Source organism: Actinosynnema sp., from assembly GCF_052038725.1.
The window spans coordinates 1-11606 of the sequence record NZ_JBQGCX010001038.1; the positions used below are offsets into that span (position 1 = coordinate 1).

The 11606-nt window shown below is 75.8% G+C and carries 12 protein-coding genes; all 12 read right to left on the reverse strand.

Going from position 1 to position 11606, the window contains the following annotated elements:
• Positions 1-192: 192 nt before the first annotated feature.
• Positions 193-603: a DUF2752 domain-containing protein gene (locus ACTUAL_RS21885; protein WP_440901557.1), complete on the reverse strand. Its 411-nt coding sequence runs from the start codon at positions 601-603 to the stop codon at positions 193-195.
• 465 nt (positions 604-1068) lie between these two features.
• A complete protein-coding gene (locus ACTUAL_RS21890) occupies positions 1069-1710 on the reverse strand; it encodes an NUDIX domain-containing protein (protein ID WP_440901558.1) in 642 nt (213 codons plus the stop codon).
• Between the two features lie 41 nt (positions 1711-1751).
• Complete coding sequence (locus ACTUAL_RS21895; protein WP_096496272.1) at positions 1752-3443, reverse strand: CTP synthase; 1692 nt, start codon at positions 3441-3443, stop codon at positions 1752-1754.
• A 259-nt stretch (positions 3444-3702) separates the two neighbouring features.
• Positions 3703-4638 carry a copper transporter gene (locus ACTUAL_RS21900; RefSeq protein ID WP_157767873.1) on the reverse strand — a complete coding sequence of 312 codons (936 nt, stop codon included), beginning with the start codon at positions 4636-4638 and terminating at the stop codon, positions 3703-3705.
• The gene (gene steA, locus ACTUAL_RS21905) at positions 4635-5819 is read right to left on the reverse strand and encodes a putative cytokinetic ring protein SteA (protein WP_440901559.1); all 1185 of its coding nucleotides are present in this window, start codon (positions 5817-5819) and stop codon (positions 4635-4637) included. The genes ACTUAL_RS21900 and steA overlap by 4 nt, the downstream gene beginning before the upstream one ends.
• Before the next feature lie 141 nt (positions 5820-5960).
• Complete coding sequence (locus ACTUAL_RS21910) at positions 5961-6356, reverse strand: hypothetical protein (RefSeq protein WP_440901560.1); 396 nt, start codon at positions 6354-6356, stop codon at positions 5961-5963.
• A gap of 18 nt (positions 6357-6374) precedes the next feature.
• Positions 6375-7460, reverse strand: a complete 1086-nt coding sequence (locus tag ACTUAL_RS21915) for a hypothetical protein (RefSeq protein WP_440901561.1) — start codon at positions 7458-7460, stop codon at positions 6375-6377.
• A 115-nt stretch (positions 7461-7575) separates the two neighbouring features.
• Positions 7576-9354, reverse strand: a complete 1779-nt coding sequence (recN, locus tag ACTUAL_RS21920; protein WP_096496276.1) for a DNA repair protein RecN — start codon at positions 9352-9354, stop codon at positions 7576-7578.
• A gap of 38 nt (positions 9355-9392) precedes the next feature.
• Entirely contained in the window at positions 9393-10295 is a 903-nt protein-coding gene (locus tag ACTUAL_RS21925; protein ID WP_440901562.1) for an NAD kinase, read from the reverse strand.
• Complete coding sequence (locus tag ACTUAL_RS21930; RefSeq protein ID WP_096496278.1) at positions 10292-11098, reverse strand: TlyA family RNA methyltransferase; 807 nt, start codon at positions 11096-11098, stop codon at positions 10292-10294. Before ACTUAL_RS21930 ends, ACTUAL_RS21925 begins: the two co-directional genes overlap by 4 nt.
• Before the next feature lie 6 nt (positions 11099-11104).
• Positions 11105-11278, reverse strand: a complete 174-nt coding sequence (locus tag ACTUAL_RS21935; RefSeq protein ID WP_015804146.1) for a hypothetical protein — start codon at positions 11276-11278, stop codon at positions 11105-11107.
• Positions 11275-11606, reverse strand: a 332-nt coding sequence (locus ACTUAL_RS21940; RefSeq protein ID WP_440901563.1) for an HAD hydrolase-like protein, incomplete at its 5' end; no start/stop codon positions are given. The genes ACTUAL_RS21935 and ACTUAL_RS21940, both read right to left, overlap by 4 nt.

Consider the following 11606-nt stretch of genomic DNA (forward strand, 5'->3'; position numbering starts at 1 on the left):
GACGGCATCATCCTGCTCATCGGCGGCGGCACCGACGGCAACGGCCGCAAGCTGCGCGACTGACCTCGCGACGCGGCGCGGCGGACCGCTCCGCCGCGCGCGGGCGCACGTCCGGGTCCGCCCAGGCCCGGACACGGCCGCGGAACAGCCGACCGCCGGAACAGCCGACCGCCGGGACGGCCGATCTCCGGGCTAGACGGCCCCGATCGACAGCAGGTTCCGGGCCAGCATCCACACCACGCACACCACGATCACGAGGTTCCCCACCACCGGCGGCACCTGGGGCGTGGGCGTCCCGCGCAGCCGCGCGCGCAACCACCGCCCCCACAGCCACAGCGCGAGCGGGATGCCCGCGACGAGCACGACGGCGTTGAAGTGCCAGGCCGCCGCGAGGTCCCCGTGCAGCAGCGCGTGCGCCATCCGCGTGGCCCCGCAGGCCGGGCACCAGATCCCGGTCAGGGCACGCAGCGGGCACGGCGGCAACCACGACCCCGGCTCGTTGGGGTCGACGAGGAGCAGCACGCCCCCGGCCGCGCCGATCCCACCCGCGACCACGAGCGGCTTCCACGCCGCGCCGAGGCGACCCCGCAGACCAACCCCCACCGCACCATTGTGCACCGCGGGTCCGACACCCACCCCGACCCCGGACACCGCGTGAACGCCAACACGCCCGACGAGCCCCCCGCGCCGACCACCGCGTGAGCGCCAGCACGCCCGAGACCCACCGCCCCGGCCACAGCGTGAGCGCCAGCACGCCCGACACCCCCGCTCCAGCCACCACGTGAGCACCGGCACGCCCGACGACCCCCGGCCCCGACCACCGCGTGAGCGCCAGCACGCCCGACGCGCCCCCCGGCCCCGCACCCGGTAAGCGCCCCGCGCGCCACCCCCGCCCGCGCGCGTCGCCGAGCTCGAGGAGCGGCTCGCCCCGCCCGCCGTCCCCCGCCCGCAACTCCCGCCCCGCAAGGCGAAGGCCGGGAGCCGGGGTCCCTGGCGAGGGCCGAGCCCGCACCACCTCCGCGCTCCCGGCCTAGGTCAGCCGGTCCCCGCCCGTTCAGGCGGCCCCGCTCACCCCTGCTGCCCGCTCCGCGCCGCGAACCGGCTGGGCCGGTCCTCGAACGGCGCGTCCGCGCTCCGGGGCTCGGCCCGCCCGGCGAGCACGGCCTGCGCCGCGAGCAGCCCGGCCACCGCCGCGCCGTTCACGATCTCGCCGCGCAGCGCCATCGCCACGGCCTCGTCCAGCGGGAACTTCCGCGCCTGCAGGTCGGCCTCCTCCTCGCCCAGCACCTGCCGGTCCACCTCGGTCAGCCCGCGCGCCAGGAACACCCGCACGACCTCGTCGGTGAACCCCGGCGAGGCCGCGACGTCGACCAGGGTCACCCAGTCGCCCGCCGCGAGCCCGACCTCCTCCACCAGCTCCCGCTCCGCCGCGGCCAGCGGCGTCTCGGAACCGGCGACGAGCAGCCCGGCGGGCAGCTCCCAGATGCGCTTGCCCAGCGGGTGCCGGTACTGGTGGATCAGGGTGACCGCGCCGTCCTCGTCCACGGCGGCCACGGCCACCGCGCCCAGGTGCTCCACGACCTCGCGCTTGGCCGTCCCGCCGCCGGGCATGGCGACCTCGTCCACGCGCAGCGCCACGACCGGTCCCACGTGGACGTCCCGCGTGCCGACGACGTCGAACACGTGCCTGCCGCTCACCGATTCGCTCACCGCACCATCATCCACCGCGCCGCCACCCGCCGGGCCGCCGCTCACTGCGCCGCGCCCGCCGTCTCCGGCAGGGGCAGCCGGTCGGCGAGCCGGTGGTCCAGCGCCGCCTTCACGAACGCCGCGAACAGCGGGTGCGGCTTCGTCGGGCGGCTCTTGAGCTCCGGGTGCGCCTGGGTGGCCACGAAGAACGGGTGCACCTCGGCGGGCAGCTCGACGAACTCCACGAGCCTGCCGTCCGGCGAGGTCCCGGAGAACACCAGGCCCGCCTCGGCCAGCTGCTCCCGGTAGGCGTTGTTGACCTCGTAGCGGTGCCGGTGCCGCTCGGACACCTCGGTCGTGCCGTACGCGCGCGCCACCTGCGAACCGGGCGTCAGCGAGGCCGGGTACGCGCCCAGGCGCATCGTGCCGCCCATGTCGCGCTGCCCGGACACCACGTCCTCCTGGTCGGCCATCGTGGAGATGACCGGCGAGCCGCCCTCCTCGAACTCGGTGGAGTTCGCGTCGGCGATCCCGGCGAGGTTCCGCGCGGCCTCGATCACCAGGCACTGCAGGCCCAGGCACAGCCCGAGCAGCGGGATGTTCCTGGTGCGGGCGTGCGTGATGGCCCCGACCTTGCCCTCGATGCCGCGCACCCCGAACCCGCCGGGGACGAGCACCGCGTCCAGCCCGGCCAGCGCGGAGGCCGCGCCGGAGGGGGTCTGGCACTCGTCGGACGGCACCCACACGATGTCGACCTTGGTGCGGTGCGCGAACCCGCCCGCGCGCAGCGCCTGCGTCACCGACAGGTAGGCGTCCGGCAGGTCGACGTACTTGCCGACCAGCCCGATCCGCACCTCCTCGGTGGGGTTGTGCACCCGGTCGAGCAGGTCGCCCCACACCGTCCAGTCGACGTCGCGGAACGGCAGCCCGAGGCGGCGCACCACGTAGGCGTCCAGGCCCTCGGCGTGCAGCACCTTGGGGATGTCGTAGATGGACGGCGAGTCCACGGCGGCCACGACGGCGTCGGTGTCCACGTCGCACATCAGGCCGATCTTGCGCTTGAGCGAGTCCGGGATCTCCCGGTCCGCCCGGCACACGATCGCGTCCGGCTGGATGCCGATGTTGCGCAGCGCGGCCACCGAGTGCTGGGTGGGCTTGGTCTTGAGCTCGCCGGACGGCGCCAGGTAGGGCACCAGCGACACGTGCAGGAAGAACACGTCGTCGCGGCCCACGTCGTGGCGCACCTGGCGGCAGGCCTCCAGGAACGGCAGGGACTCGATGTCGCCGACCGTGCCGCCGACCTCGGTGATCACCACGTCGGGCACGACGCCGTCGGCGTCCGGCTCCGCCATGGCGCGGATGCGCCGCTTGATCTCGTCCGTGATGTGCGGGATGACCTGGACCGTGTCGCCCAGGTACTCGCCGCGCCGCTCCTTGGCGATGACCTCGGAGTACACCTGGCCGGTGGTGACGTTGGCGTCCCCGGACAGGTCCCGCGCGAGGAACCGCTCGTAGTGGCCGATGTCCAGGTCGGTCTCGGCGCCGTCCTCGGTGACGAAGACCTCGCCGTGCTGGAACGGGTTCATCGTGCCGGGGTCGACGTTGAGGTAGGGGTCGAGCTTCTGCATGGTGACCCGGAGCCCGCGGGAGGTGAGCAACTGCCCCAGGCTCGACGCGGTCAACCCCTTGCCGAGCGAGGAGGCCACACCCCCGGTGACGAAGACGTGCTTGGTAGTGCGTGCCTGAAGCGCCAACGAGGCTCCCGTGGTCCGAATTTCCAGCAGGGACGACGCCCTGTCCACGGGCCCTAACGCTAACACGCCGCCGGTCACCCAGCGCACCACCGGCCCGAGCGCGCGTCACCTGGACGGCCTAGAAGTCCGCGCGGACGCCCGCCCGCCGCCCCGCGGGCGCGCCGGGCACGCGCCACGTCGCGCACCGTGACGACCGCACTGCCCCGTTCGGCCCGGCAAGGCCGGGGCCGCGCTCGCACGCGACGCCGGGCCCTCGGCCCTAGGTCGTGCCCGGCGAGGGCGCCTGCGCGTTCCCCGCGACCCCGTACCGCCCGGAACCGCCGTCGACCTGCTCCCGCAGCGCCAGCACGGTCACCACCCGCCCGGCCGCGCTGTCCGCGTTGTCCACGGTCGACAGCACCGAGGCGGCGGCCTGGTCGGCCCGGACCACCCCGATGGGCCCGCGCCCCTCGGCGCTCCCGCCGCGCCCGGCCAGCACCACGCCCGCCCCTGACCGGTCCAGCTGGGTGGCGAACCGGGCCACGGTCGCGGCCCGGTCGCCCGAGTCCTCCCCGTCGTCGACGACCCCACCGCCGAGCACCACGGCCAGCTGCGCGGGCCGCGCGTTCTCCGCCACCTTCACGAACCCGGCGCTCCCCAGCGCGGTCAGCGCGGAGGCCCGCTCGTCGTCCGTGGCCTGCGCCTGGTTCTGCCCGTCGAGCAGCAGCAGAGTCCCGATCAGCGCGCCCGCGCGGGTGCCCGGATCGGCCCCGGCGGGCAGCTCGGCCCCGGCGGGCTGCGAGCGCGCGACCAGGTCCCGCAGCCGGTCGGCCTGCCGCGGGTCGGTGAACGCGTCGGTCAGCTCGACCTGCGCCGTGACCAGCGCGCCCGCCGACCCCAGCAGCTCCACCAGCGCCTCCCGGTCGCCGCTGTGCGCGTCCGAGGTGGACACCACCAGCACGGTCCGGTCGGTCAGCTGCCCCCGGACCGCCATGGGGCCGATCGAGCTGGCGAACCGGTCGGCCTCGGCCAGCTTCGCGTCGAGCCCGTTGCGCTCCTGCTCCAGCCGGGTGACCCGCTGCCCGAGCTGCCCGTTGTCGTCGGCGAGCCCGGACAGCAGCGGCCCGCTCAGCGCCGTCGACCCGAGCACCACCCCCACCGCCAGCGCCAGGAACGCCGCGGCCAGCGACACCACGTGGTAGCGCATGGTGATCACCCGAACAACCCCCCGACCCACCGCGCCAGCGCGGCGATCCCGTCGCCCACCGCGTCCAGGTGCACCTGCCCGACCCCGGAGGCGGCCAGCGCCACCAGCAGCACCAGCACCGCCGACCCGACCAGCAGCGCCACCGCCCCGGTGGACACCCGGCTGCGGTGCAGCGCGGCGACCGCCTCGCCCTCCACCAGCTTCCCGCCGAGCTTGAGCCTGGTCAGGAAGGTCGACGGGTTGGACCCGGAGTGCCCCCGGTCGAGGAACTCGCGCAGCCCGGCGCGCAGCCCCACCGTCACCACCAGGCTCGCCCCGTGCGCCTCGGCGAGCAGCAGCGCCAGGTCCTCCGCGTTGCCCGCCGCCGGGAACGTCACCGCACCCACGCCCAGGTCCTGCACCCGGTCCAGCCCCGGCGCGTGCCCGTCGGCCTGCGCGGGCACCACGACCTGCTCGCAGGCCCGCAGCGCCACCGCCCCGATCGCGGCCGGGTCGCCGACGATCAGGTCCGGCTCGTAGCCCGCGTCGCACAGCGTGTCCGCGCCCTGGTCGACCCCGACCAGCACCGGCCGGTGCTCCCGCACGTACTTGCGCAACCGCCGCAGCTCCTCGGCGTGCCGGGGCCCGCCCGCGACCACCAGCACCTGCCGGTCCCGCATCGGCACCGGCACGTCCGGGACGCCCACCCCGTCCAGGATCAGCTCGCGCTCCCGGCGCAGGAACTCGATCGTGTTCGCCGAGAACGCCTCCAGCTGCGCGGACATGCCCTCGCGCGCCTCGACGAGCGCGTCGGCCACGGCCGCCTCGGTCTGCTCGACGCCGCGCGCGACCTCCCGGTCGCCCAGGTAGACCACGCCGCCGTGCAGCCGCAGCCGCATCCCGTCCTTGATCTCCCGCAGCGCGGCGGCGCCCACGTCGTCCACCAGCGCGATCCCGGACGCCACCAGCAGCTCGGGCCCGAGGTTCGGGTAGCGGCCGGAGATCGACGGGGAGGCGTTGACCACGCCGACGACCTCGGCCGCCAGCAGCGCCTCGGCGAGGCGGCGGTCGATGTCGACCTGGTCGAGCACCGCGATGTCGCCGGGTCCGAGCCGCCGCAGCAGCTCGGCGGCCCTGCGGTCGACCCGCGCGACGCCGGAGGTCCCCTGGGGTTCGTGCTGCGCTCGGCTGAGCATCCCGGACAGCTTCATGCGGCCGATGGTGGCAAAGCCGACCGGGCCGCCGTCCCGACACGCCGGGCCCGTCCGACCAGGTCACCGCCCGATTCACCCCCAGGTCTGACGGTCACCCGTCAGAGGAGTGGCCGCCTCACCCGCCCGTGGGGTCGCCCTTCACCCCGCCGCGCCGGAGGCGGGCCGCTCGGGGAACACCGGGTCGTCCTCGTCGAACCCGCTGATGACGTGCCCCACCACACCCCCATTGTCCTGGGCGCGGTCGCCCCCGGCGGGCGGGGGCGGGGCCACCGGCCGCCGCTGCGACAGCACCGCCCCCAGCACCGCCACCACGGCCGCCGCGCACAGCACCCAGAACCCGGCAGCGAAGAGCGCGAGCTGGGGGCCTGGCGCGCACCGGGTGATGTCCCACCCGCTCTGCACCGGGTCGACCGGCGGCAGCGGGTGCGTGGTGGTGGCGAACGCCCCCACCGAGGTCACCACCTCGTCCTCGCCCGCAAGCCTGCTCAGGTCGGGCCGCTCCCGGTGCAGCGCGGTGACCAGCCCACCGCCCACCCGCCACCGGGCCCCGGCTCACGGCGCCACGGCCTCCTCCTCCACCACCGGAACGGGGCGCCCGCCCCACCGGTGCGCCACGACAGCCCCGCCGAACGCGACCACGACCGCCGCACCGAGCAGCCACAGCCCCGGCCCGAACCCGGACACCGGCTCAGCGGGCTCCTCGACCCCGGTCAGCACCCGCCCGAACAGGGCGGGCAACTGGAGCGCCACCGACCACACCGACGCGAGCAGCGCGCCCGCGCCCACGAGCGCCACCACCCGCCCGGACCGCCGCCCGCCCAGCAGCAGCAACCAGGCCGTCAGCAGCAGACCCGCGACGATCAGCACCGGGTACCCGGCGTAGTCGAGCCGGACCTGCTCGGCCACCGCCACCCCCGACAGGCCCGGCGCGAACCCGCCGCCCCGGTACTCGGTGGCCACCCCGCGCACCAGGTACTCCTCCAGCACCGCCCCCGAACCGCCCACCAGCGCGTGCCGGTACAGCACCGGGGTCAGCCCACCGAGGACGAGCAGGGCGGCGCCCAGCAGCACCCACCCTCCGACGAGGCCGTCCCGCCCGCGCGCGCCCGCACCACCCAGGGGCCGGGCGAGCACGACGGCCGCCACCGCCGCGAGAGCCGCCGCGCACAGCAACCAGAACCCGAGCCCCAGCTCGACCCCGGCGCCCGCCGCGGCCTTCTCGCCGAGCAGCGCCCCGGCCCGCTCCTCGGCGTCCGCGAGCACCCTCGTCCTGGCCAGCGCGGCGAGTCCCACCACGCCCAGCACCCCCAGCAGGACCCCGGCACCCAGTCCCCCGAGGAACCGCCCCACCGCCCGCGACCGGGCGAGCGCCAGCAGCACGGCCCCGACGACGAGCAGCGCCGCGCCGAGAGCCACGGGCCACCCGAGCGGGGCGTGCGGCTCCGACACCTCGGCGCCCACGAGCGTGCTGCGGCGCGCGAACGCCCCCACCACGCTCTCCACGCGGATCCCGCCACCGAACGGGTTCATCCGGTACTCCCGGTGCCACATCGGGAAGAGCGACACCCCGGCGAGCACCCCGGCCACCACCGCCACCGCCGGGGCGGCGAACCGGCCCAGCGCACCACGTGATTCCACGGCCACATCCTGCGACCGGGCCCCCTGCCGGGAGACCGCTTCGGGAGCACCGCCTGCGGGCCCGCCGAAGATCACACCCGGCGAGCCCGCGAACGGGTCAACCCCGATCCCCCGCTCAGCCCTTCTTGCGCCCCCGCCGCACCACCGCGGTCTCCTTGTCGGCCTTCGCCGCCGCCAGCAGCTCCTCGGCGTGCGCGCGCCCGGTGTCCGTCGAGTCCATGCCCGCCAGCATCCGGGCCAGCTCCACGACCCGCTGCCCCTCGTCCAGCACCCGCACCCCGCTCCGGGTCAGGATCCCGTCGGCGGTCTTGTCCACCACCAGGTGCCGGTCCGCGAACGCCGCGACCTGCGGCAGGTGCGTGACCACGATGACCTGGTGGCTGCGCGCCAACCTGGCCAGCCGCCGCCCCACCTCCACCGCGGCCCGACCGCCGACCCCGGCGTCGACCTCGTCGAACACCAGCGTGGGCACCGGGTCCGAGTGCGACAGCACGACCTCCAGCGCCAGCATCACCCGCGACAGCTCACCGCCGGACGCGCCCTTGTGCACCGGCAGCGCGGGCGCGCCGGGGTGCGAGATCAGCCGCAGCTCCACCTCGTCCACGCCGGACGCCCCGGCGTGCAGCAGCTGCCCGCCGACCTCCAGCGCGTTCGCCTCACCCTGGTCCGCGAGCCGGGGCCGCACCGCGACCTCCACGTTCGCGTGCGGCATCGCCAGCCCGGTCAGCTCCTCGGACACCTCGCGGCCCAGCTCCAGCGCCGCCTCGGCGCGCGCCGCCGTGATCTGCTCGGCGTACCCGGCCAGCTCGACGGCCAGCTCGTCCCGCCGCGCCGCCAGCGCCGCCAGCGCCTCGTCGGAGGTGTCCAGCCCGGACAGCCGCGACGACGCGTTCTCCGCCCACGCGATCACGCCGTCCACGTCGGCCGCGTACTTGCGGGTCAGCATCTTCAGCTCGGACTGCCGCGCCAGCACCTGCTCCAGCCGCGCCGGGTCCGCGTCCAGGTGCTCCAGGTAGGACGCGATCTCCGCGCCCACGTCGGCCAGCAGCGTCTCCGCCTCCACCAGCCGGGGCTCCAGCTCGCGCAGCTTCGGGTCCTCGGAGGCGCCCAGCCGCCGCCGCGCCTCGCCGATCAGCCCGAGCGCGCCGGGGTTGTCCGGGTCCCCGTCGGGCGACCCGGCCACCGCGTACTGCGCGCCCGCCGCCGACTCGCGCAGCTGGTCGGCGTCGGCGAGCCTGCGCGCCTCGTCCACCAGCTCGGCGTCCTCGCCGGGCTTCGGGTCGACGGCGGTGATCTCCGCCAGCCCGTGCCGCAGCAGCTCCGCCTCGCGCGCCAGCTCCCGAGAGCTGCGCGTGCGGTCCCGCAGCTCGGTCGCGACCCGCAACCACTCGTCCCGCACCCGCTGGTAGGCGCCCAGCGGCCCGGCCACCTCGTCACCGGCGAACCGGTCCAGCACCGAGCGCTGCTCGGCGGAGCGCAGCAGCCGCAGCTGGTCGTTCTGCCCGTGCACGGCCAGCAGCTGCTCGGCCAGCTCGGACAGCACGCCCACCGGCACCGAGCGACCGCCCAGGTGCGCGCGGGATCTGCCGTCCGCGCCGACGGTCCGCACCGCGATCACGGAACCGTCGTCGTCGGGTTCGCCGCCGACCTCCTCCGCGACCTTCGCCGCGGGACTCCCCGCCGGAGCCTGGAACCGGCCCTCGACGACCGCGCGTTCGGCGCCGTTGCGCACGCGCGACGCCTCAGCCCGGCCCCCGCCCAGCAGGTGGAGCCCGGTCACGACCATGGTCTTGCCCGCCCCGGTCTCGCCCGTGACAACGGTGAAACCCGCGGCGAGCTCAAGGGTGGCCTCGTCGATCACACCGAGGCCCTGGATGCGCATCTCGGCCAGCACAGCGGGAACCCTACTTGGCGGGGACGACGATCGGACGCTCAACCTGCCGACGGACCGCGCCAGCCCTGCACGGGCAGGGAGAACTTCCGCACCAGCCGGTCCGTGAACGGCTCCTTGCGCAACTTCACCAGCCGCAGCGGCGTGCGCCCCCCGACGACCTCCACCCGCGACCCCGGCGGCAGCTCCACCCCGCGACGCCCGTCCACGGACAGAACCGCGGGGTGGCCCTGGTGGTCGACCTCCAGCGCGACCGCCGACGACGGCGACACCACCAGCGGCCGGGCGAACAGCGCGTGCGCGTTGCTCGGCACCACCAGCAGCGCCTGCACGTCCGGCCACACCACCGGCCCACCGGCCGAGAACGCGTACGCCGTCGACCCGGTCGGAGTGGCGACGAGCACACCGTCGCAGCCGAACGCCGACACCGGCCGCCCGTCGACCTCCACCACCACGTCGAGGATGCGCTCGCGCGAGGACTTCTCCACGCTGGCCTCGTTGAGCGCCCACGTGCTCTGGAGCACCGCGCCGGAGGAGTCGTAGGCGGTGATGTCCACCGTCATCCGCTCCTCGACGTCGTAGGCGCCGTCGATGACGTGCTTGATCGCCTCGTGCAGCGCGTCCGAGTCCGCCTCGGCCAGGAAGCCCACGCGCCCCAGGTTCACCCCGAGCACCGGCACCCCGGCCGGGCGGGCCAGCTCGGCCGCGCGCAGCAGCGTCCCGTCACCGCCCAGCACGAACACCAGCTCGGTGCCCTCGGCGGCCTCGTCGTCGGCGGCCACCACCGCCCCGTACGAGCAGGACGGGTCCAGCTCGGGCGACTCGTCGGCGAGCACGCGCAGCCCGCGCCCGGCCTCGGCGAAGCGGGCGGCGACGTCCTGCGCCACCAGCACGTTGCTCGGCCGCCCGGTGTGGACGACGAGCAGGATCTCCCGGCAGCTCATTGCGGTCCCTCCGCGACTGCCGCCCGCACCAGCGCGGCGGCGTCCACCACGTCCAGCGGTCGCCCGCGCCGCAGCCACGCGAAGAACTCCACGTTGCCGGACGGTCCCGGCAGCGGGCTCGCGACGACCCCGTGCAGCCGCAGCCCCAGGCCCGCCGCGGCCTCCACGACCTCCAGGACGGCGGCGGCGCGCAGCTCGGGGTCGCGGACGACACCGCCGGACCCCAGGCGCTCCTTGCCGACCTCGAACTGCGGCTTCACCATGGGCAGCAGGTCGCCCTCCTCGTCGAGGCACGCGGCCAGCGCGGGCAGCACCAGCCTCAACGAGATGAACGACAGGTCGGCCACCACGAGTTCCACGGGGCCGCCGATGACTTCGGGCGTGAGCGAGCGCACGTTCGTCCGGTCCTTCACGACCACGCGCTCGTCGGTCTGCAACTTCCAGTCCAGCAGCCCCCGGCCGACGTCGGCCGCCACCACCTGCCGGGCCCCGGCGCGCAGCAGCACGTCGGTGAACCCGCCGGTGGACGCGCCCGCGTCCAGGCACCGCTTGCCGGCCACGTCGACCCCGTCGAACGCCTCCAGGGCGCCGACGAGCTTGTGCGCGCCCCGCGACGCCCAGTTGGGGTCGTCGGTGTCGCGCACCACCAGCGCCGTGTCCAGCTCGACGGCCGTGGCCGGTTTGGTGGCCACCGAGCCGCGCACCGTCACCTTGCCCTCGGCGACGAGCTGGCTGGCGTGCTCACGGGAGCGGGCCATGCCCCTGCGGACCAGTTCGGCGTCGAGCCGAGCCCTGCGAGCCACGTCGCGTCACACCTTGTCGATGCTGGCGAGGGCCGTGGTCAGCGCGGCGTGCGCCTCGTCGAACCGCGCGACGTGCAGCGCGACCTCGACCTGGGCAAGCCCGTCGAGCCCGGCCAGCGCGTCGTCGATCCCGGCGACCGGGTCACGCGGTGGGCCGGGCAGGGGAACGTCGAAGCTCACCCGTTCACGGTAGCCGATAGCACCGACAGGTCGTCGGCGATGTGGGTGGGCCGCAGCTCCTCCGGCAGCGCCATGGCCTCCTCGCGGGTGGACACCCCGGTGAGCACCAGGAGCGAGTCCATGCCCGCGTTGCAGGCGCCCGCGATGTCGGTGTCGAGCCGGTCGCCGACCACGAGCGGTCGCTGCGCGCCCGCGGACTTCGCCGCCTGCTCCAGCAGCGGCACGGCGGGCTTGCCCGCGACTAGCGGCTCGGCTTCCGTGGCCGCCAGGAGCGCCCGGACCAGCGACCCGCTGCCCGGCAGCAGCCCGCGCTCGGTGGGCAGCGTCA

Coding starts and splice junctions, on each gene's coding strand:
- ACTUAL_RS21925 (WP_440901562.1), bottom strand. CDS start 10,295: ATGAGCTGCCGGGAGATCCTGCTCGTCGTCCACACCGGGCGGCCGAGC.
- steA (WP_440901559.1), bottom strand. CDS start 5,819: ATGAAGCTGTCCGGGATGCTCAGCCGAGCGCAGCACGAACCCCAGGGG.